The following is a 22962-nucleotide window of genomic DNA, read 5'->3' as shown; positions in this document are numbered from 1 at the left end:
GCGGGGTAATGATCAGCGGGGGATGGATAAACCCCCGCTGATTAAAGTTTCACTTTATGTCAATTGTCCATGCAAAAACTTAGCATATAAATCATGAAAATAGTTTGGACGGAATAAGTTTGCTGCATGACCTGCTAATGGAATTTCTTTATATAAAACGTTCGGAAGAATGGACTTCAAATCAAAGAGACAAGATTTATAGAGATGATCATGTTCTCCCATCACCCATAATATAGGATGGGGAAGTGCTTTTAATTTAGATTTCAAGTCGAATTCTAAGCGGTGTCGTAATGACTCAGCAATAATGGACGAGTGTAATTGTAATCCGAAACGGTAATAAATATTTCGTGAAATAACAGCGAACGGATTTGCCCTTAGTATTCCACTTGGAAAAATAGTACTAGCATACTGAGAAAGCCAAGATGAATATTCATCACCGCGTTTTTCCCAAAAATTCTGAAAAACATTATATAAACGAGAAGGGTTATTATAATGTCCACCAATATGACAAATGCTCAATACTTTTTCTGGGTGCATTTGTGCAAATGTCGTAGAGATATAACAGCCATAGCTTAGAGCACAAATATGAGCCTTTTTAATTCCCTCTTTTTCATACAAGTTCAATAATTGATCTACGAGGCGCTGTATTGAAAAGTCGATAGCTTCTCCTTTATCGTCGCCGTGACCTAATAAGTCATAAGTTATAATGTTGTAGGATGCAGAAAATCGTTTATGCTCTTTTTTGAAGGCGCGACGATTTCCAACTAATCCATGAATAAAAATGATTGTTTCCTTTTCGGAATGTTTATTTGTTTGCAAAAAGGATACTCCTTTCAATAACTGGAGATTAATATAGTATTTTAAATTAGCTAATTGATAAAATCAGTTATTATTATTCTATGTGTAGTCTATAATTCACATAGAATAATAAGTACCAGGTAATAATATCAGATATTTACACTTGTTGTAAAGATGAGTTTATATGTATATTTTGTAAAAATAGAAAAAGTGTGTTTACATTCAGTTTACATTTATAGCGTATTCTAGTTTTAGAGATAATAGTTTTGTTTATAACGAGGAGATGAACGACAATGGAAGTTAGGAATACAGAAAAGAAAAAAGGGAATTGGAGGCAGTTTTTACGTCTTATTCAAGATACAAATCCACCGAAAGGCATTCTTATTTTTGCATTATTAATGAGCTTACTTTCTACTGGAGCGAGTTTGTTTATTCCAATGCTGACAAAAGGTTTAGTTGATAATTTTTCACTTTCTTCAATTAGTACGGGACAAATTGTTGGATTAATTGCATTCTTTATTATTCAAACAATTGCTGCGGGATTGTCTATTTATTTACTGAATTATATTGGACAAAAAATTGTGGCTGGACTTAGGGAACGATTGTGGAAAAAGGTACTTATTTTACCAGTGTCTTATTATGATCAAAACAGAACGGGAGATACAATTAGTCGTATGACGAATGATACAGGTGTTGTTAAAACATTAATTTCTGAGCATTTGTCAAACTTATTAACAGGCGGTATCTCAATTATTGGGTCATTAATTGTATTATTTGTTTTAGACTGGAAAATGACAATTTTACTTTTAACGGTTATTCCATTATCGGTACTAATTTTAGTTCCACTTGGACGGAAAATGTATAAGATTTCAAAAGCACTTCAAGATGAAACAGCTTCGTTTACAAGTGTGTTAACACAAGTATTGTCAGAAATTCGTTTAGTGAAATCTTCAAATACGGAAAAAAGAGAATATGAAACAGGGAATACAGGTATCCAAAAATTATTGCGATTTGGTTTGAAAGAAGGAAAAGTGCAAGCATTAATTTCACCAGTTATGTCGTTTGTTTTAATGGCATTACTTGTTATTATCGTAGGGTATGGTGGAATGCGAGTTTCTAGCGGTGCATTAACAACAGGTGAACTTGTAGCATTTATTTTGTATTTGGTTCAAATTATTATGCCAATGAGTCAGTTATCTATGTTCTTTACTCAGTTCCAAAAAGCAATTGGTGCAACCGAAAGAATTAATACGATTTTAGAATATGAAGTAGAAGATCATGAAACAGGTATGAATGTTACAAATGCGAAGCAGCCGATCGTTATTGAAAATGTGAATTTTGAGTATAACGAAAAAGAGAAAGTGTTGAAAAATATCGACTTCACGATTGAATCTGGAAAAGTAACAGCGATTGTAGGACCAAGTGGTAGCGGGAAAACAACTTTATTCTCGCTGTTAGAACGTTTTTATGAGCCAACTAGTGGTTTCATAAAATTAGGGAAAGAACCAATTACAGCATATTCATTACAGTCATGGCGACGTCAAATTGGTTACGTTTCACAAGATAGTCCGTTAATTGATGGAACGATTCGCGATAATATTTGCTACGGTGTTGAGGGTGAAGTGACGGATGAAGAAATTGAAAAAGTAGCGGCGATGGCGTATGTTGATGCGTTTATTCATGATTTACCAAGTGGGTACGAAACAGAAGTTGGAGAGCGTGGTGTGAAGCTTTCTGGAGGGCAAAGACAACGAATTGCGATTGCTCGAGCATTACTACGAAATCCGCAAATCCTTATGTTAGATGAAGCGACTTCAAGTCTTGATAGTAAATCGGAATCGGTTGTTCAGAAAGCATTAAATAACTTAATGAAAGGTAGAACGACTTTAGTTATCGCACATAGACTTTCTACTGTTGTAGATGCAGATAAAATTATCTTTATTGAAAAAGGGAATCTTACAGGAAGTGGCTCACATGATGAGTTATTACGGACACATGACATGTACCGTGAATTTGCAATGCAACAATTGAAAATTAAAGAAGGAGCATTATAGAATGAAAACAATCAGTGAGGGGAAACTTCACTGATTGTTGATTTTAGAGTGCTAAAAAGTATGTTAAGCAGAAAGGATATGATTCCTTGATACCTAAAATTTTAATTGTAGATGATGATCCGCACATTAGAGAACTTGTTTCTGTATTTTTGGAACGAGAAGGTTTTCAAACATATGAGGCCGTTGATGGATTAGATGCTCTTCGAAAAATAGAAGAAGTGAAAGTCGATATGGCGATTCTTGATATTATGATGCCGAATATGGATGGATTTGATTTGTGTTATGAATTAAGAAAATATTATGATATCCCAATTCTTATGCTGACTGCTAAAGGTGAAACATCTCAAAAGATAAAAGGATTTCACCTTGGAACAGATGATTATCTTGTGAAACCATTTGATCCTTTAGAATTAGTTGTGAGAGTAAAGGCTTTATTGAAACGTTACCAAATTACAGTATCGCAATCTATTCAAGTTGGGAATGTACTGTTAAATCGTAAAACATTTGAAGTTAACGCGGGAGAACAAACGGTGACGCTGCCGCTAAAAGAATTTGAGTTGCTCTTTACATTAGGATCTAAAGCGGGAAGAACTTGTTCAAGAGAGCAATTAATTGAAGACGTATGGGGATATGATTTTGAAGGGAATGAACGCACGCTAGACGTTCATATTAATCGGTTGCGTGAAAAGTTTCAAGAAGAGCTATCGAAGTTTAGTATAAGGACGATAAGGGGCTTAGGGTATCGCTTAGAGGTAAGTAAATGAGACAAAGAAAAAGAATGAGTAAGGTGAAGATGTTAAAAGTAATAGGGGCGATAATAGCGCTCTTTTCTTTTCTAACAATAATTTGGTCTATAGCATTTTTTGTATCGTCCAGTATAATGAAAGCTTTTGAAATAAACGTATCTCCTTTTGTTACGTTTCTAATTAGTGATATGGTGGGCTTTGTTTTTATTGTTCTTATTTGGACATTAATCGGAATTTTAATGAGACCGAAGCGAGAGGCGATGATTTGGAGTATTATTGAACCGATACAAAAAATTACAAAAGGAGATTTCTCCGTAAAAATACGAAATGAAGAAAAGTATGATGGAGAAATTGGGGTGCTCGTAAAGAGTATAAATGATATGACAGATGAACTGAATGCGATGGAGAAACTGCGCCAGGAGTTTGTATCGAATGTCTCTCATGAAATACAGTCACCATTAACGTCTATAAAAGGATTTGCTAGAGCGCTACAAGATAATAACCTTTCTGAAGAAAAAAGAAAGCATTACCTTACCATTATTGAAACTGAAACAACGAGATTATCTAAACTGAGTCAAAATTTACTGAAGCTAACTCTTTTAGAGTCGGAAGAGTATGTACCAGAAAGAGTGACTTATCGATTAGATCAGCAGTTAAAGCAAGTTGTATTAAATAGTGAACCACTTTGGGATGAAAAAGAAATTGAGTTAGACCTTGATTTAGAAAAAGTGCACATTATTGCCGACCAAGAAAGTATGAGTCAAGTATGGATAAATTTAATTCATAATAGTATTAAATTTACTCCAAGTAGTGGTACGATTACAATTCAGTTGAAAGAACACGAGGGATTCGTAGAAGTATGTATTCATGATACGGGAATTGGTATGTCAGAAGAACAGAAACAACATATTTTTGAGCGTTTTTATAAAGCGGATTCTTCACGGAACCGTGCTTATGGAGGAAGTGGCTTAGGTTTAGCGATTGTAAAAAAAGTACTCGATCTTCATCAAGGAGAAATAAAGGCCGAAAGTGAGGAAGGAAATGGTACAAAATTTATTGTGCGTATTCCTAATTATGAAGAAAAATAGTGTTAGGAGGAGAACCTTCTAACACTATTTTTCTTTAAAACTGCATTTACCATTACTATAGTTACTTATAAGTAACCTACGCACATGAAAGTGCATCATTGCCTTTTTACATAAACATAGATACACTTTTAATATAATAAACAACTGAGAAGATTAAGGAGTGTTATACTTGGCAGAATTATTACAAGGTAAAAATGCTTTAATTACAGGAGCAGGTAGAGGTATTGGTCGTGCTGTAGCGATCGCATTAGCGAAAGAAGGCGTAAATGTAGGTCTTTTAGCACGTTCAGAAGAAAACTTAAAAGCAGTTGCGAAAGAAGTAGAAGCAGAAGGCGTAAAAGCTGTTATTGCGACTGCTGATGTATCTTCATATGAAGAGGTGACTACTGCAATTGAAACGTTAAAAAATGGTTTAGGATCTATCGATATTTTAATTAATAACGCTGGCATTTCTAAGTTCGGTAAGTTTTTAGAACTAGAAGTTGCTGATTGGGAAAAAATCATTCAAGTAAACTTAATGGGTGTATACTATGCAACTCGTGCCGCTTTACCAAGCATGATTGAACAACAATCTGGTGATATTATTAATATTTCATCTACAGCAGGACAAAAAGGCGCGCCTGTAACAAGTGCATATAGTGCTTCTAAATTTGGTGTTCTTGGCTTAACAGAATCGTTAGCGATGGAAGTTCGTAAACATAACATTCGTGTAACAGCTTTAACTCCAAGTACAGTAGCAACTGACATGGCTGTAGACTTAGGATTAACTGATGGAAACCCTGATAAAGTAATGCAAGCGGAAGATATTGCAGAGTTTATCGTAGCGCAGCTAAAATTAAATAAACGTACATTTATTAAATCTGCTGGACTTTGGTCTACTAATCCGTAAGGGATAAATTTATAAACAAAGAAGGGATATCTATTCTGTAATGGAGTGGATGTCCCTTCTTTCTTTTTTGTATATAAAACGGAATTTTCGATATAATCGAAAGTGAATGGTAGAAAAGCATTGAGAAATTGAAGGGGATGGTATTTACATGAGTACGATTGAGAAATGGACGGCTGTTGATCAGTATGTGAGTGATGTATTAATACCGAGAGATTCTACATTAGAAGAAGTTCTTCAAGCAAATGCTGCAGCTAATTTGCCGGCACATGATGTATCGCCAACGCAAGGTAAGTTTTTAAAACTATTAGTACAAATTCAAGGAGCGCATAACATTTTAGAAATTGGTACTCTAGGCGGATATAGCACGATATGGCTTGCGAGGGGGTTGCCATCTTGGGGCCGAGTTGTTACATTGGAAGCAAATGAAAAACATGCAGAAATTGCACGTAACAATATTGAGCGTGCCAATTTGAATGATAAAATTGAAGTACGAGTAGGATTAGCTTTAGATTCTTTACGGCAAATCGAAAATGAGAATTATGAACCATTTGATTTTATTTTCATAGACGCTGATAAACAAAATAACCCGGCTTATTTTGAATGGGCACTGAAACTATCACGCCCTGGTACTGTAATTATTGGGGATAACGTAGTACGTGAAGGAGAAGTTATTGACAATACGAGTAAAGATCCTCGTGTACAAGGGATACGCCGATTCTATGAATTAATAGCTGCAGAGCCACGTGTAAGTGCTACTGCGCTTCAAACTGTAGGAAGTAAAGGGTACGATGGGTTTGTAATGGCAGTCGTAAAAGAGTGATACGGTTCGAAAGTCTAGTACACTTATAGTAGAGTTTAGGGGAGTGAGAGATAATGAATGAAGCAGCGCAACAATATTGGGCGGAGTATTGGAAAGATGCTGAGATACCAAAATCGGTGAGTGCATGGAAATTTGGCGATACCCCAGATCGTCTTGCTAAGCAAGTAGTTGACGGAACGAAAACGGCAACTTGTTCTGCATATCTCTTCTATGAATTAAAGAATATACCGTTACCCACTACAGAGGACTACTCTGTTATTTTGGATCACGATGAAAATCCAGTAGCAATTGTAAAAACGATTGAAGTAACAATAGTACCTATGAATGAAATTACAGAAGAGTTTGCAATTGCTGAAGGGGACGAAAGCTATAAAAATTGGAAGGAGATTCATGAAAGATATTTCAGAAGCAAATTGAATGAAGTGGGGCATGAATTTTCTGATGATATATTGCTTGTATGTGAACGATTCAGAAGAATAGATATAAAAAAATAGGAGGAGAGAAAATGAAAAAGATGTTTCAAAAATTATAACATGTATCGTGTGTAACAAAGTTAGCCCGAGGACCTCCAACATACATAACAATATAAGTTTATATAAAAAATTGGAGGTTAGGAATAGATGAGAACTGAAAAAGAAATGCTAGACTTAATTATAAATACAGCAAAAGAAGATGAAAGAATTCGAGCTGTCATTATGAATGGGTCACGTGTGAATCCAAATGTGAAAAAAGATTGTTTCCAAGACTATGATATTATTTATGTTGTAAAAGATATACAATCTTTTACGTGTAATCATAGTTGGATTCATAGATTTGGAGAAATAATGATTGTGCAAATGCCGGAAGAAATGTCGTTAGTTCCAGCAGATGAAGACGGGAAATTTCCGTATTTAATGCAGTTTATGGATGGAAACCGGATTGATTTAATGCTAGTTCCAGTGGATTTAATAAATAAATTTATTGGACAGGATAGTTTAAGTAAATTACTACTGGATAAAGACAATTGTATTGGAGAATTTCCGCCAGCAAGCGATAAAGATTACTTAATAAAAAAGCCTACAGAAAAAGAGTTTTTGGATTGCTGTAATGAATTTTGGTGGTGCAGTACAAATGTAGGGAAAGGCTTATGGAGAGAGGAACTTTCTTATGCGAAAGGAATGCTTGAAGGCCCAATGCGAGATATGTTGGTTGTAATGCTAGAGTGGTATATTGGTATGAAAACAGAGTTTACAGTTAATGCTGGGAAGTTTGGGAAGTATTTCGAACAATATCTTGAAAAAGATACGTGGGAGCAATTTAAAAGGACATTTTCTAATGCAGAATATGAAAATATTTGGGAGTCATTTTTTGTAATGGGAGATCTATTTAGAGAAGTTGCGAACGAAATTGCTAACACTTATGAATATCAATATCCGCAAGATGATGATAACAAAGTGACGAGTTATTTAAAGCATGTAAGAAAATTACCGAAAGATAGTAAAGTAATTTATTAAGTATATAAATCAGTAAGACTGTCCTAATTACGGACAGTCTTATTTTTGTTCAGGAATAAGAATTTCTCTAACAAAGTACAGATGAATCACATATGAAATTTTAGGGAGGTTTTTATCATGTATTATTTTTATTCACCAGAAATGTTCGTTCCATTTCCTTTGGGGCTAGAACGCATGCCCATCAACTTAAGCATTTTATAACACCCCAAAACGAAAAAACGGTTTTCTTTCTATTGGTTAATGAGGAAAAGTGGAAAAATGTTAGTTAAAAAAACGCAAGCCTCTTTTGATTAGAAGTTTGCGTTTTTTAACATATACTTTATTTTTTCTCTTCACGAGCTAAATCGATTACAATATCTTTTCCATCAACATCTTTTAATAATATTTTAAAATGATTCACATTATCAAAAGTAGTAACATCAAACGTTTTTACTTTAATTGTTTTCCCATTATCCCCAGCACTTGAGTACCCCTTCAACGTTGACTTATATGTTTTCCCTTTTTCATCCATAAGAATTACACTATCAATTGTTTTTATCTGACGTTTTATTTCTTCATCATCACCAGAAGAATCACGTTCAAATGTGATATTCGTCCCTGTTGGTAGTACTTCAGCAGACACTATTTTTACAGACTCAGGTTGTTGTTTAGGCACAAAATGAATCTCTTGATTTCCTTTAAACTTCGAGTCTAATTTTATTCCCCCTTGCCACTTCCCTTGAATTTCCTTATTAAGTTGCATACCATTCTTATGCAAAACTTCTATATCTTCTTTTACAGTATTTGATTGAGATTCTGCTTCTGTCCTGTAAGAAATATCTTTATTTTCTAATGGCGCAAACAAAGATATAGAACTAATATTAAAGTTTAGACTATCAATGTTATCAATTGAATTCATAGGATGGAATATTAAATTATAAGTTATTTCTCCCTCTTCTTCACCTGCTTGAATACTCCATTCGCTACCTGCTAAAATCTTATTATTTTCACTTGTTAATCCTTCTGTGTATTCCGCCTTCTCTATATATCGTCCTTTATCATCCGTTAAATCATACTTCATTCTTATATCTGTCACTTTACTTATTAGACTTTTATCTTCAAATTTTAATTTTAAAGAAACTGCTATTTTAGATTTATCATAGAGTATATTTTTAATTTGGATTGTAACACCATTATCTTTCATCACATTATTTTCATCTACTTTTTGCATATATCCATTATCTGCCGCCTTTTGAACTCCCTGATCTTTCGCAAAGAAGAATTTCTTTACTACAGCTAATGCTGAATCACCATACACGCCAACTCCAACACTTGCTCCAACAATCGTTAACCCTGCTATCATCGCTGCAATTATTTTTTTATGAGAAGATGTTTGTTTTTGTTTCTTACTTTTTCTAATTTCTTCAAAAGCAAGTTCTTTTTTCTTCAAAACACTAGTAGGAATTGTTACAGTATCATTTAATGCTTCTTCTAATTTATGCTCGAATTGTTCATTCATTTTAAATTCCCCCCATTATTTACATTCTCCCAGTCTTCTTTTAAATATTGTTCTTTTAACTGTTGCCTTGCTCTATGTAGTCTTGATTTAATCGTTCCTTCTTTTTCATTTAAAATCTCTGCAATTTCTTTTGTTTTAAATTTATTTACATAATAGAGTACGATTACTAAACGATACTCCACACTTAAATAACTAAGCATATTATCAAATTCAAGCTTTTGTTCGATATTTTCTTTTACGATTTGTTCTCCCTGCACTTTCCCATAATCGTCCACATATAAAACCTTATTTTTTCGTACTATATCATTACATTTATTCATTAATATTTTTGTAATCCATGTTTTAAAATACCCTGGTTCTTTTACCTTTTTTAAATTTGTAAAAGCAGACAAAATCGTTTCCTGTATTGCATCACCTATATCTTCTTCATTTTTCAAGCGTGCTTTTGCCACCTTATACATTTGTGGCATTAATATATCAATTGCTTCAATAAAGGCTTCCTCATCACCTTTTTGAGCTCGCTTTATGAGCAGCTCCATTTTAAATTCCCCCTTAGAAATCTACCATTTATGTTTTATATAACTATTAGACTGTATATGCCTTAAAATGGTTGCAAGAAACTTTAAATAAAAAAACCTTAGCTCAGCGAATACCCGAACTAAGGTTACTTTAAGTACAATGCTTCATAATCCTTATTATATCTCGGCTGTATCTCTTAATAGACTATTTAAAAGTGAAAAAAAACGCTATTCTTTCAGTATAAATTCAAAAAGAGAGGATGGCGTCTTTGTATGTATCTATCAATTTCTGATGAATTACAATTATTTGCTGAAGAGTTGCATCAACATCTTACTCCTTCATTTTTAGAGAATCTTGCTAGGGAACTAAATTTTGTAAAACGAAAGCGTAAATTTTCAGGTCATGATTTAGCTATTATCTGTGTCTGGGTTAGTCAACGTGTTGCGAGTGATTCATTAGTTCGACTGTGTAGTCAACTGCATGCTGTTACAGGAACTCTTATGAGTCCAGAAGGACTCAATAAACGTTTCAATAAGAAGGCAGTTTGCTTTTTAAAGCATATTTTTTCCACATTATTAAAAAATAAAATTTGTGAAACATCATTGATTCCAAGCTCTTCAACCACCTATTTTCAACAGATTCGTATTTTAGATGCAACGATTTTTCAAGTACCAAAACATTTAGCTAATGTGTATCCTGGGTCAGGTGGTTGTGCACAAACAGCGGGTATAAAGATTCAATTAGAATATGATTTACATAGCGGACAGTTTTTAAATTTTCAAGTTGAACCGGGGAAGAACAATGATAAGACCTTTGGAACAGAATGTTTAGCGACATTACGACCTGGCGATCTATGTATTCGGGATTTAGGCTATTATTCACTGGATGATTTAGATCAAATGGACCAACGTGGCGTGTATTATATATCGCGGCTTAAACTAAATAATATGGTGTATATCAAAAATGAGTTTCCTGAATACTTTCGAAATGGGACAGTAAAAAAACAATCTCAGTACATCAAAGTTGATTTAGAACACATTATGAATACGTTAAAACCAGGACAGGTCCATGAAATAACAGAAGCTTATATTGGAAAGGATAAAAAACTATTTACACGAGTTATTATATATCGATTAACTGAAAAGCAACTTCGAGAACGTAAGAAAAAACAAGTGTATACGGAAAGTAAAAAGGGTATTACGTATTCAGAGAAAAGCAAACGATTAACTGGTATGAACATTTATGTTACTAATACACCTTTGGAATGGGTTCCGATGGAACAAATACATGATTTTTACTCTCTCCGCTGGCAAATTGAAATCATTTTTAAAACTTGGAAATCCTTATTTCAAATTCATCATTGGCAAAATATCAAACAAGAGCGATTAGAATGCCATGTTTATGGAAAGCTCATTGCCATTTTTCTATGTTCTTCTACTATGTTTAAGATGCGACAATTGATTTTGGAAAAGAAACAAAAGGAATTAAGCGAATATAAAGCAATTGGAATGATTCAAGATCATTTATACATTTTGTATCAAGCCATACAACAAAACACCCAAGAAGTAACAAAGACTCTTATCCGTCTGTTCCACCTTCTACAGAAGAATGGACGAAAGTCTCACCGATATGAGAAGAAAACAGTCTTTGATATTTTGGGTGTTGTCTATGAGTATAATGGATTAAGAAGACAAAAGAAATCTGCATAATTTTTGAAATTTGGCCGATTGAGGTTTATTTGGCATGTTCATTTTTAAGGGTACAAAGTGTTTTAAGAGTTTTTTCATTCATATGAACGAAAGTTCATTTTGTTTCTGTTCTTAAGTTGATGGGCATGGGGCTAGAACGCAATATTTCGTACGCTTATATGCCATATCATTCATTTTATTATGGAGACTATGTAAATGCGATACCATACGCATTACATGTTCCTCAAAATTCTGAAGCCCAAATGAAAGAAGAGGATCGTGGGTCATGGACACCATTTTCATGGGTCGAAAAATATGCGTATGCATTTTCAGGACCATACAATAAAGCGGAAGTAGCTCTTACATTTGATGATGGACCAGATTTAGTATTTACGCCAAAAATTTTAGATAAGTTAAAACAACATAATGTGAAAGCTACTTTTTTCTTACTCGGTGAAAATGCAGAAAAGTTTCCGAATGTAGTAAAGCGTATTGCAAATGAAGGGCATGTAATTGGTAATCATACGTATAGTCATCCAAATTTAGCGAAAGTAAATGAGGCTGAGTACCATAATCAAATTATAAAAACGGAAGAAATATTAAATCGTTTAGCTGGTTATGCACCGAAGTTTATACGTCCGCCGTACGGTGAAATACTTGAAAATCAATTGAAGTGGGCAACAGAGCAAAATTTTATGATTGTACAGTGGAGTGTTGATACAGTTGATTGGAAAGGGGGAAGTGCTGATACGATTACAAATAATGTGCTAGGGAATTCATTTCCAGGTAGTGTCATACTTCAACATTCGACTCCAGGTGGACATTTGCAAGGATCTGTCGATGCGTTAGACAAAATTATTCCACAGTTAAAAACGAAAGGAGCGCGTTTTGTAACACTTCCAAGTATGTTCCAGACATCTAAAGAGAGAAAATAAAAAATGTTAATAATTAGAATTTAGATGGTTGTATAGTATAATGAAGGTGTAAATTAGGGGGGGATATAATTGTTGTATGCACTAGTAAACATAGGAATAAGCATATTGATTGGTATTATATTTATACTTGCCGCACGTATCCTTCAAAAGAATCCACCGACAGATATTAACGCAGCATATGGTTATCGGACGAAACGGTCTATGAAAAATAAAGAGTTATGGGATGCAGGTAACAAGTATAGTGCAGAAGTGATGAAGAAAAACGGATTCATCATGATGTTAATTGGAAGTGTTATTAGTATACTGTTTAGATATCCACATACAATAATAGCGATTATGGTGGTTATGCTGTTGTTAATCATTCGCTTATTTATGCGAGTAGAGAAAAGGTTAAAGATACTTGAGCAATAATGAAAAAATATGACTCCCAAGTAATATTAGCTGGGAGTCATATTTATTTATAAACTATTATTTTTTAGCAATTCTTTTCCTTGTTCCACAACAAATTCATAGTATTCAAGATCATACGGATAAATATCTTCAAATGTTATCGTTATCGGTTTACTAGTTAAAACAGAAATAGTCGTTAAAGATGAAATATCTCTTTTTAATAGTTGTAGAAAAGAAGTTGCATGTACTTTCATCACGTCGTCTACTTCTTCACCCGGTGCAAATGGAAGGGGTTTTATTACATTGTAAAAATACATATGACAAAACTCACGATCAGTAAGGTTTGAAATTTCATAATCTATTTTATAGATTCCTTTGTATGCTAAATCATTAGTTTGAAAGGAAAGCCCCAATTCTTCCTCAATTTCACGTAGGCCACCAATTTGTACATCTTCATCATGCATAATATGTCCAGCGGATGTAATATCCCATATACCCGGAGCTTCTTTTTTATTTTTAGAGCGTAATTGGAAATATAAGAACATATCTTTATCATCTTTTTCTACAAACCAGCAATGAAATGTTTCGTGCCAATCACCGTCACGATGCACTTCATCGCGTAATTTTTTCCCAAGTGTATTTCTTTCAGGATCAAATATTGTTAACCACTCTGTCATTTTAATTCCCCTTTCTGCAAATTTTATTATACAATATTTGTATTGAATTTTGGGAAAATAAAGAAAAAGGAGTGGTTATTAGTGAAGATAGAGAGTAAGGAAATAAAATCAATAATTTCAACTGAGGAAGAATTACGACAAATATTGGGGCAACCAAGTGAGCGGGCCTTGAAAAAAGTTATTTCATCACTAGACCACCATTGCGTAGATTTTCTGTCTAAATCTCCTTTTCTAGTATTATCTACTGCAAATAAATTCGGAGAGTGTGATGCTTCGCCGAGAGGAGATGCACCTGGATTTGTATATGTATTAAATAAAAATAAAATTATCATTCCAGAAAGGCCGGGCAATCGTCGTATAGATTCAATTTTAAATATTATTTCAAATCCGCACGTAGGGTTAATCTTTTTTATTCCTGGTCTTGGGGAAACACTCCGAATAAACGGTAAAGCATATATTACAAACGATGAAGAAATTTTGAAAGAAATGCATGCGAATGGACGTAATCCGTTACTTGGAATTGTTGTTGAAATAGAAGAATGCTATATTCATTGTGCAAAAGCTTTTATTCGTTCAAAAATGTGGGATCCAGAGTCATGGTTAAATAAAACAGATCTACCTTCAGCAGCGAAAATGTTAATGGAGCATGCGAAAGTGAATGCTTCAGAAGAGGATGTTGCGCGTTCTTTAGAAGAAAGTTACACGAAAAGATTGTATTGAAAATTTCTTTATTAATATAATTTCAGTGAGAGCGAGATCTTCTCGTTTTAGAATGAGATTTTCATATGTGAACTGCTGGTTTATAAGTTGCAAAGTTGTAAGATACGTAATAAGAGAAGTCTTTATGAAATGTTATTGTGAAATATAATAAAAAATTATTTTGAAAATAGTTAGTAAAAATAGGCTTGCTTTTTAAAAATTTGATAACTATAATAAGTTAACAAATAGACATGAACGAAAAAGTAATGACAAGGACATGAAATCATTTTTACGGTTTACAGAGAGGGAAGCCAAGGGTGTGAGCTTCCTAACACGAGAAATGGTTTTACCACCTTTGAACTTCAATAGTGAACGAGTAATCTAGTAATTATTGACGGTATCAGCCGTTATCTGAACTTGAGCAATCTAGAAGAAAATAAGTCTAGGTTGGAACAAGGGTGGAACCACGAAAGCACATTCGTCCCTTTCCTAGGGATGAATGTGTTTTTTTATAGATTTAGAGATTGAAAATTTAAAATAATTAAAAAATGTATTGATTTTGTTTTTTATGTGAGTATAATGAGTTAACAAATATATATGAACGAAAAAGTAACGATAAGGACAAGAGATGATTTTTACGGTTTACAGAGAGGGAAGCCAAGGGTGTGAGCTTCCTAACACGAGAAATGATCTTACCACCTTTGAACTTCAATAGTGAACGAGTAATCTAGTAATTATTGACGGTATCAGCCGTTATCTGAACTTGAGCAATCTAGAAGGGAATAAGTCTGGATTGGAACAAGGGTGGAACCACGAAAACACATTCGTCCCTTTCCTAGGGATGAGTGTGTTTTTTTATTACTTTGAAAGGAGGTGCTGTAACATGAAACGATTAGTACGTACGGAAATAACCACCACCTGCATGATTAAAAAGCAGAGTAAGGTGATTCATAGGTGTAACAATTAAACTATTTAGGAGGAGATTAGAAAATGAATAAAGTTATTAATGTTGGGGTATTAGGGTTAGGTACTGTCGGAAGTGGTGTTGTTCATATTTTGAAAGAACATTATAAAAAAATTGCTCTTGATACAGGATATGAAGTAAAGGTAAAGACAGTCGTTGTACGTGATTTAGGAAAAGAACGTGATGTTTGCATTGATGGAATCGTAGTAACAAGTCATGTTGATGAAGTTCTAAATGATTCAAATATTGATATTGTAGTAGAGGTAATGGGCGGAATTGAAGAAGCAAAACAGCATATTGTTAAGGCTTTACGAAATAAGAAGCATGTCGTAACAGCAAATAAAGATTTAATGGCTGTATACGGTGCGGAACTTCTCCAAATAGCGAACGAAAATGATTGTGATCTATGTTATGAGGCAAGTGTAGCAGGTGGTATTCCGGTGTTAAGAGGATTAACAGACGGATTAGCTTCAGATCAAATTGAAAAAATAATGGGAATTGTAAATGGAACAACAAATTACATGTTAACAAAGATGAGTCAAAATGGATGGTCGTATGAAGAGGCTTTACAGGAAGCACAAAAATTAGGATTCGCAGAATCAGATCCGACAGCAGATGTAGATGGGCTAGATGCGGCGAGAAAGGTAGCAATCCTTGCGAATTTAGGATTTTCGATGAATGTTTCATTAGATGATGTGCAAGTGAGAGGGATTCGAAAGGTTGAAAAAGAAGATTTACAAATGGCTGAAAAGTTAGGATTTACTATGAAACTAATTGGTAAAGCGGAGAAACAAGGATCAGCTATTCATTTAAGTGTAGAGCCGACTTTATTACCAAGGCAGCATCCGTTATCGAATGTAAATAATGAATTTAATGCAGTGTATGTTCACGGTCAAGCAGTAGGGGAAGTGATGTTTTACGGACCTGGAGCTGGGAAGTTACCGACTGGCTCTGCTGTAGTAAGTGATATTATTTCAATCGTTAAAAATATGAATCAAGTTCCGAAAAATAAAAGTGTGTTAAAAGAACCAGTTCCTTACGAATTACAAGGGGATGAAGAAGTCGTTTCGAAATATTTCTTACGTATTTCATTACGAGATGAGCCAGGGATGTTGCGAAAAGTAACAGAATGTTTCGTTAATTATTCTGTAAGTTTAAAAGAGGTTATCCAATTACCTTTAAATAGGGAATTTGCAGAAGTCGTTGTGGTGACACATCAAACTTCAAAGTATCAATTCGAAAAAGTTTTAGGAGCGATAGAAGCTGTCGCAAGTGAAATAAACAGTTATTACATTATTGAGGAGGAAAAACAATATGTATAAAGGACTATTAAAACAGTATGCTGCTTATTTACCAGTGAATGAAAACACACCTGATGTCAGTTTAATGGAAGGGAATACACCTCTAATTCCATTATTAAATATATCAAAACAATTAGGGATTCACTTATATGGGAAGTATGAAGGAGCGAATCCAACAGGTTCTTTTAAAGATCGTGGTATGGTAATGGCAGTTGCTAAAGCGAAAGAAGAAGGTTCTGAGGCAATCATTTGTGCATCAACAGGTAATACATCGGCAGCGGCTGCAGCATATGCGGCACGCCTCGGAATGAAATGTATTATCGTAATCCCGGAAGGAAAGATTGCGCATGGAAAATTAGCGCAAGCAGTCGCTTATGGAGCTGAAATCATTTCAATAGAAGGAAATTTTGATGATGCACTTAAGGCTGTAAGAAACATTGCTGCGGAAGAGCCGATTACATTAGTAAACTCAGTGAATCCTTATCGAATTGAAGGGCAAAAAACAGCAGCGTTTGAAATTTGTGACCAGTTGCAAAGTGCACCAGATGTTTTAGCGATTCCTGTTGGGAATGCCGGAAATATTACAGCGTACTGGAAAGGTTTCTGTGAATATGAGAAAGAAAAAGGCTATAAGAAGCCAAGAATTCACGGATTTGAAGCGGAAGGAGCAGCTGCTATTGTAAAAGGACATGTCATTGAAGAACCTGAAACAATTGCAACAGCGATTCGCATCGGTAACCCAGCAAGTTGGTCATATGCCGTAGAGGCTGCTGAACAGTCTCACGGTGAAATAGATATGGTATCAGATGAAGAAATTTTACATGCTTATAGATTATTAGCAAAATCGGAAGGTGTTTTTGCTGAACCAGGATCAAATGCTTCATTAGCCGGCGTAATTAAACATGTTCAATCTGGAAAAATCAAAAAAGGCGAAACAGTTGTTGCGGTATTAACTGGAAATGGTTTGAAAGATCCTGATATCGCTATCTCTTCTAATAAATTAGACATTGCAAGTGTTTCAAATAATATAGAACAAATTAAAGATCATATTAAAGGGGTGATTATGTCGTGATACCAGTAAGAGTTCGTGTCCCTGCTAGTACAGCAAATGTTGGACCTGGATTTGATTCAGTAGGAATAGCATTGTCATTATATTTAGATGTGGTGGTAAAGGCGGAAGCGGATAAATGGCAAGTAATCCATTCCTTTGAAGATTCAATTCCAACAGACGATAAAAATTTAATTGTTAGCACGGCATGTAAAGTATGTCCTTCTTTATCACCCCATATAATAGAAGTTACTAGTAATATTCCGCTGACGAGAGGGTTAGGAAGTAGCGCATCAGCGATTGTAGCAGGAATAGAGCTTGCGAATCAACTTGGAAATTTACATTTAACAACTGATCAAAAGGTTCAAATTGCTACAAATTTTGAAGGACATCCAGATAATGTTGCTGCTTCTATTTTAGGTGGAACTGTAATCGGAGCACTTGATGGAAAGAATGTTTCGGTTGTAAGGATTGAAAGTAAGGAATTAGGCGTAATTTCTCTTATTCCGAATGAAGAGCTAAATACGGATGAGAGTCGCTCTGTATTACCAGAGACGTTTCCGTTTCATGAAGCGGTTAAGGCTAGTGCGATAAGTAACGTATTAGTAGCTGCGTTATGTCAAAAGAAGTGGGAAGTTGTAGGTGAAATGATGGAACGAGATCATTTCCACGAGCCATATCGTTTAGAACTTGTACCGTTATTACCATCGATTCGTAAATGCGCAAAAGAATTCGGAGCATATGGCACAGCGCTTAGTGGTGCGGGACCATCCATTTTTATTTTAACTCCGTATGAGAAGCGTCAAGAAATTGCTGATCAATTAGCGAGAGTATTTGCAGCTATGAAAGTATGTGAGCTTGAAATTGATCATAAAGGGATTACTGTAAATAAGGAAGAACATATTGGATTATAAAGAAAGCTAGCATCGCTAGCTTTCTTTAAGTTATAGATAATCTATTTTTAACGGGGATTTTTCGGGAGTAATAATATTTTAGAAAGAGAATATTAAATGAATATTAATTTTGGAGGTGATTATATGAGTTCAAAAGAGTCACCCGAAGAAAAAAGAGAACGTATGAGACAAAGTGAATTGAAAAATAAACCTACCGGTTCTTTGAATGATGGACTCAATAGAGCAGAATCAGGTAGCCCCGTTGATATGACAGGTGGTATGAATTGGAAAGGTACAGGGATATTAATTTTAGTGTTAGTTTTAGGATATATTATATACAGTTACTTTTTCAGTTGAGGGGATATTGTTGAAATTTTGATTTGTTTGAACTCACAATTAGTAAAAATGAACTTATTTTTATATTTTGAAGAAGGGTCGTCCAAAAAAATTGGACGGCCCTCTCTTGTTAATAGGTAGGATATTATTGTCATATTTTGTAGCTAAGTCGATATAAGTAGAGTTGTGTTCGATATAATTTCATGTACTGTTGCAAATTTACTCAATAAGAACATGACTCCATTTCAAAGTTCGGCTTTTGGGACAGGTCCTATTATTTTTTGCCACATTCCTGTAACAAAGCCGCTGTATATTCAGTGGTGGAGGTGCAGAAGATGAAAAAAATGATAGCGGTATGTCTTCTTACAACATTGTCATTTTCGACTTTAGTCGGGTGTGATGTAAAAGGTAATAATGCTTTACAAGAGTCTAAAATAAAGAAAGCGACGTATAAAGATTTTACTTACGATGTAAATCCAGAGACTTTTACGTTAACTGTAGAACATGGTGGTGTAAAGGAACAGGCATCGCAACCGTTACCGAAAATGAAGGTGTCGAATTTAAAAAAAGACAAGGATCGCACATCGTGGGAATATCCAGATCAAAAAGTAAAAGTAAACTTAGAAAAGGAAAAAGATCACTTAAATATTGAAGTGGAATCGACTGGTGCAGAAAGTTTTACATGGCCGAAAGTACAAGCTGAAAATTATACACTTCCGTTATGGGAAGGTAAGCAAATTCCAAGTAATGATGAGCATTGGAAGAAGTTTTTGAAGGATGATGCATATTCATTTGCTGAATCATTTGCCATGAAGTTTTTCGCATTAAATGGGTCGAAATATTCGATTGTATATATTGCGAACAATATGTTTAATAATGAATTAAAATTTCATTCGGATCCGAAAATAGGGTTTGATTTTACACATGAATTCCCGAGTATAAATAAAAATAAAACATATGGATTTCAGTTATATGTGACAAATAATGATGCAGTAAGTATCGCAAAACTATACAAGGACAATATTATTGAAAAGGGTGAATTTAAAACATTACAAGAAAAGGCTAGAAAAAACAAAGAAATTGAAAAACTTTACGGTGCAGGTCATTTTTATTTTTGGAATCAAAATGGTTTATCAGAAAGTAACGTAAATTGGCCAAAGCTAAGGGAGCAAATAAATAGCCCAGTGTTTAGCCATATAAAAGAGCTTGTTCAAAAAAATAGTTCAGAACCTGGGGAATTGAATGTATTTGAGCAAGTAAGTAAACAAGATTTCATTGATAAGTATCAAAAAAATGTTATTTTGCGTTATGTAAACGAAGTATTATCAATGAAGGAATTGTATAAAGAGGATATTTTCCCGAAAGTTGATCAGGAGTCTAGTGAGTTATTAAAAAAAGGTGTAGATCACTTATCGAAGATGGAATTATATAACTTAAATAAGCATTTATTAAAGTCGATACTTGGTGATGCGGTTGAAGAAGTAAGTAAATGGGGTAACGCTGATGGAACGGATATTATAAAGGAAATGAAAGAAGCAGGAATAGACAAAGCGTGGATTGGTCTCCCGAACTGGGAACAAGGATATATGCAGCCTAATTTTGTTACAGAAGCTAAGAAAATGGGATATTTAGTTGGTCCGTATGATTCTTATCATTCCATTCATGAGAAAGGTGATAAAAATTGGAACACAGCTTCCTTTAATGATCCATCGTTATATGAAGAGGCAACTGTAACGAAGAAAAATGGTGAAAAGGTGCAAGGGTTTTTAGGTAGAGGGCGAAAACTAAATCCAACATTATCACTTCCTAGTGTAAAAGAACGAATGAACGATATATTGCAAAATGGCCCTAAATATAATTCCTGGTTTATTGATTGTGATGCAACGGGTGAAATTTACGATGACTATTCATCAAAACATGTAACGACACAAGAACAAGATTTAAAAGCACGATTACAACGAATGGATTATATCGCGCAAGAAAAAGGGATGGTAGTAGGTTCTGAAGGTGGAAATGATTTTGCAAGTAGTACGATTGCATTTGCTCATGGAATTGAAACTCCAGTTATTAAATGGGATGATGAAGATATGAGGAAAAACAAAACAAGTCCGTATTATGTCGGTGGATATTATTCACCAAATCAAAATGTTCCAGAAAAGTATGCAAAACAAGTACCGTTGAAAGAAGAATATAAACAAGTATATTTAAATCCAGTATATTCGGTTCCATTATATAAATTAGTATACAATGATTCCGTTATTACAACGCATCACTGGGAATGGGGAAGTTTGAAAGTAAAAGATGAGGTAGGAAATCGTATGTTGTATGAGTTATTGTATAATGTTCCTCCTTTGTACCATTTAGATGAAGTAGAGTGGAATAAGCATAAAAAAGAAATTACAGAGCATCTGAAAGTTTGGAATGAAGTTCATGAAAAGGCAGTAAAAGAAGAAATGACGAACTTTGCATATCTGTCAGAAGATAAGCTAGTACAATCTACTTCATATGGAAAAGATATTAAAATCATTGTGAATTTTTCAAATGAAGATGTGGTAATAGAAAAGACGAAAATAAAAGCAAAATCAGCTTTAATTAATAATAATGGGAAGCAAATGATATACACACCAAATGAAAAATAATAAAGTGAAACTTTAATCAGTGGGGGGATTTATCCCTCACTGATTATTAGTCCTTACCAATCAAGATTTTACGGCACAAACTTGACTCTTTATTCCTGCTAAATTGTGAGGTGAAAATCTTACTACCTGCAATAAAAGAATGATAAATCTGTAATTTTAAATGTTTCGAAGTGTTAAATTATTGAAGTTGATAAATAGTGACTTGCCAAAAATAAGCACAAGAGTATAATGTGAAATGGAATACATGTTGGATTCATGAAGTAACCTTACAAAATTGTAAGGTAATTGAAAGGAAATTCAATATGAAGATTAATAGACTTACATTATACTAGGGAAAGAGAAAGAGAGGCGAATGGGTATGAGCTCTGAATTAGAACAAAACACGAGAAGTAATCAAAAACGTTCTAAAAGAAAGTCATTAAAATGGTTCATTTTAATTCCATTTTTCCTACTTATTTTTGGAGGAGTAGGATATGGATCGTTTATATATAACAAAGCAAAAGCTGTTGTAAGTGATGCGTATGCAAAAATTGATAAGTCATCAAAGCGTGATAAAGAAGTTGAACCGTTAAAGGATAACATTTCAATATTAATTATGGGTGTAGATGGAAGTGAAATGAGAAAAAGCCAATATGGCGAAGCGGTTCGAACAGATGCACTTTTATTAGCGACAATTAATAAAGATGATAAATCCGTTAAATTAGTAAGTATTCCTCGTGATTCACGCGTTTATATTCCATCTAGAAAGAAATTAGATAAAATTACACACGCACACGTATTTGGTGGTGTTGAAAGTACAAGAGATACAGTGGAAAGATTTTTAAATGTTCCAGTTGATTATTATGTGAAGTTTAACTTTGAGTCATTTGTACAAATTGTAGATTCAATTGGTGGTATTGATATTGATGTACCGGTTGCTTTCACTGAACAAGATAGTAAAGACCAAGCAGGTATGATCCATTTAGAAAAAGGTTACCAACATTTAAATGGTGAACAAGCCCTTGCACTTGCGAGAACGCGTAAAATTGACAGTGACGCAATGCGTGGTCAAAGACAACAACTTGTAATTGAAGCAATTGCGAAAAAAGCTATGTCTGTTCAATCAATTAGCAAAATGGGCTCTTTACTTGATGCAGTGGATAACAACATGAAAACAAACTTAACGTTTGATGATATGCTTGCTATTACGAAAAATATGGCTGGATCTGACCTGCAAATGGAAAAAATGCAAATTGAAGGTACTGATAAACGTATTGGTGGTATTTATTATTACATTCCAAACGAAAAAAATGTAAAAGATATTTCAAAAAAATTAAATGATCATTTGGGTATAACACCAAAATCAGCTCGAAACGAATAGTAAAAAAGATTGGCCTTCGCCAATCTTTTTTTATGGGAATATATTTGTAACTTTTCTGTAACGATTTTTTATATTAGAAAAATTATACTCATATGTATGAGAATAGTGGAGAAGCAAAAAGTATAGA

21 protein-coding genes and 2 other annotated features are annotated in these 22962 nt (G+C 34.1%); of the genes, 17 read left to right on the top strand and 4 right to left on the bottom strand.

Annotated elements, in window-relative coordinates:
- Positions 1-54: 54 nt before the first annotated feature.
- Positions 55-819 carry an alpha/beta fold hydrolase gene (locus QCI75_RS17325; RefSeq protein ID WP_144505989.1) on the bottom strand — a complete coding sequence of 255 codons (765 nt, stop codon included), beginning with the start codon at positions 817-819 and terminating at the stop codon, positions 55-57.
- 272 nt (positions 820-1091) lie between these two features.
- Between QCI75_RS17325 and QCI75_RS17320 the strand changes: the two genes are divergently transcribed.
- From QCI75_RS17320 to QCI75_RS17290, 7 genes are all read left to right on the top strand, one after another.
- Positions 1092-2852, top strand: a complete 1761-nt coding sequence (locus QCI75_RS17320) for an ABC transporter ATP-binding protein (RefSeq protein WP_144505988.1) — start codon at positions 1092-1094, stop codon at positions 2850-2852.
- 86 nt (positions 2853-2938) lie between these two features.
- Positions 2939-3616: an envelope stress response regulator transcription factor HitR gene (hitR, locus tag QCI75_RS17315; protein ID WP_144505987.1), complete on the top strand. Its 678-nt coding sequence runs from the start codon at positions 2939-2941 to the stop codon at positions 3614-3616.
- The gene (hitS, locus tag QCI75_RS17310; RefSeq protein WP_144505986.1) at positions 3613-4686 is read left to right on the top strand and encodes an envelope stress sensor histidine kinase HitS; all 1074 of its coding nucleotides are present in this window, start codon (positions 3613-3615) and stop codon (positions 4684-4686) included. Before hitR ends, hitS begins: the two co-directional genes overlap by 4 nt.
- 169 nt (positions 4687-4855) lie before the next feature.
- Positions 4856-5575: a 3-ketoacyl-ACP reductase gene (locus tag QCI75_RS17305; protein WP_002012353.1), complete on the top strand. Its 720-nt coding sequence runs from the start codon at positions 4856-4858 to the stop codon at positions 5573-5575.
- A gap of 148 nt (positions 5576-5723) precedes the next feature.
- Complete coding sequence (locus QCI75_RS17300) at positions 5724-6395, top strand: O-methyltransferase (RefSeq protein WP_353760894.1); 672 nt, start codon at positions 5724-5726, stop codon at positions 6393-6395.
- A 53-nt stretch (positions 6396-6448) separates the two neighbouring features.
- Positions 6449-6889, top strand: a complete 441-nt coding sequence (locus tag QCI75_RS17295; RefSeq protein ID WP_144505984.1) for an ASCH domain-containing protein — start codon at positions 6449-6451, stop codon at positions 6887-6889.
- Between the two features lie 126 nt (positions 6890-7015).
- Entirely contained in the window at positions 7016-7888 is an 873-nt protein-coding gene (locus QCI75_RS17290; protein WP_353760893.1) for an aminoglycoside 6-adenylyltransferase, read from the top strand.
- Positions 7889-8207: 319 nt separating this feature from the next.
- On the opposite strand, the gene QCI75_RS17285 is transcribed toward QCI75_RS17290, so the two are convergent.
- Both QCI75_RS17285 and QCI75_RS17280 read right to left on the bottom strand, forming a co-directional pair.
- Positions 8208-9386: a DUF4179 domain-containing protein gene (locus tag QCI75_RS17285; RefSeq protein ID WP_353760892.1), complete on the bottom strand. Its 1179-nt coding sequence runs from the start codon at positions 9384-9386 to the stop codon at positions 8208-8210.
- The gene (locus tag QCI75_RS17280) at positions 9383-9925 is read right to left on the bottom strand and encodes an RNA polymerase sigma factor (RefSeq protein WP_000421570.1); all 543 of its coding nucleotides are present in this window, start codon (positions 9923-9925) and stop codon (positions 9383-9385) included. The genes QCI75_RS17285 and QCI75_RS17280 overlap by 4 nt, the downstream gene beginning before the upstream one ends.
- A 252-nt stretch (positions 9926-10177) precedes the next feature.
- Between QCI75_RS17280 and QCI75_RS17275 the strand changes: the two genes are divergently transcribed.
- The 3 genes from QCI75_RS17275 (at position 10178) to QCI75_RS17265 (ending at position 12939) form a co-directional block, all read left to right on the top strand.
- Entirely contained in the window at positions 10178-11614 is a 1437-nt protein-coding gene (locus QCI75_RS17275; protein ID WP_353760891.1) for an IS4 family transposase, read from the top strand.
- Between the two features lie 125 nt (positions 11615-11739).
- Positions 11740-12528 (top strand): peptidoglycan-N-acetylglucosamine deacetylase, encoded by a 789-nt coding sequence (locus tag QCI75_RS17270; RefSeq protein ID WP_353760890.1) that lies wholly within the window; start codon positions 11740-11742, stop codon positions 12526-12528.
- Positions 12529-12597: 69 nt separating this feature from the next.
- A complete protein-coding gene (locus QCI75_RS17265) occupies positions 12598-12939 on the top strand; it encodes an SdpI family protein (protein ID WP_186320877.1) in 342 nt (113 codons plus the stop codon).
- 47 nt (positions 12940-12986) lie between these two features.
- On the opposite strand, the gene QCI75_RS17260 is transcribed toward QCI75_RS17265, so the two are convergent.
- Entirely contained in the window at positions 12987-13595 is a 609-nt protein-coding gene (locus tag QCI75_RS17260) for an NUDIX hydrolase (protein WP_353760889.1), read from the bottom strand.
- A gap of 81 nt (positions 13596-13676) precedes the next feature.
- Here QCI75_RS17260 and QCI75_RS17255 point away from each other — a divergent pair, with 81 nt between their 5' ends.
- From QCI75_RS17255 to QCI75_RS17225, 7 genes are all read left to right on the top strand, one after another.
- The gene (locus QCI75_RS17255) at positions 13677-14315 is read left to right on the top strand and encodes a pyridoxamine 5'-phosphate oxidase family protein (protein WP_144505980.1); all 639 of its coding nucleotides are present in this window, start codon (positions 13677-13679) and stop codon (positions 14313-14315) included.
- Between the two features lie 236 nt (positions 14316-14551).
- Positions 14552-14783, top strand: a binding site (T-box leader).
- 114 nt (positions 14784-14897) lie between these two features.
- Positions 14898-15129: a binding site (T-box leader), on the top strand.
- A 155-nt stretch (positions 15130-15284) separates the two neighbouring features.
- Positions 15285-16580 carry a homoserine dehydrogenase gene (locus QCI75_RS17250; RefSeq protein WP_353760888.1) on the top strand — a complete coding sequence of 432 codons (1296 nt, stop codon included), beginning with the start codon at positions 15285-15287 and terminating at the stop codon, positions 16578-16580.
- Complete coding sequence (gene thrC, locus QCI75_RS17245) at positions 16573-17631, top strand: threonine synthase (RefSeq protein ID WP_144505978.1); 1059 nt, start codon at positions 16573-16575, stop codon at positions 17629-17631. Before QCI75_RS17250 ends, thrC begins: the two co-directional genes overlap by 8 nt.
- Positions 17628-18521, top strand: a complete 894-nt coding sequence (thrB, locus tag QCI75_RS17240; RefSeq protein WP_144505977.1) for a homoserine kinase — start codon at positions 17628-17630, stop codon at positions 18519-18521. The genes thrC and thrB overlap by 4 nt, the downstream gene beginning before the upstream one ends.
- 123 nt (positions 18522-18644) lie before the next feature.
- Positions 18645-18857: a DUF6366 family protein gene (locus QCI75_RS17235; protein ID WP_144505976.1), complete on the top strand. Its 213-nt coding sequence runs from the start codon at positions 18645-18647 to the stop codon at positions 18855-18857.
- 314 nt (positions 18858-19171) lie between these two features.
- A complete protein-coding gene (locus tag QCI75_RS17230; RefSeq protein ID WP_144505975.1) occupies positions 19172-21475 on the top strand; it encodes a glycoside hydrolase in 2304 nt (767 codons plus the stop codon).
- 358 nt (positions 21476-21833) lie between these two features.
- A complete protein-coding gene (locus QCI75_RS17225; protein ID WP_144505974.1) occupies positions 21834-22835 on the top strand; it encodes an LCP family protein in 1002 nt (333 codons plus the stop codon).
- Positions 22836-22962: the final 127 nt, after the last annotated feature.

It is taken from the genome of Bacillus cereus group sp. RP43 (assembly GCF_040459645.1).
Classification (GTDB): Bacteria; Bacillota; Bacilli; order Bacillales; family Bacillaceae_G; genus Bacillus_A; species Bacillus_A mycoides_C.
Note: the sequence above shows the minus strand (reverse complement) of the source record. Positions and strands in the feature narration are given on the sequence as shown.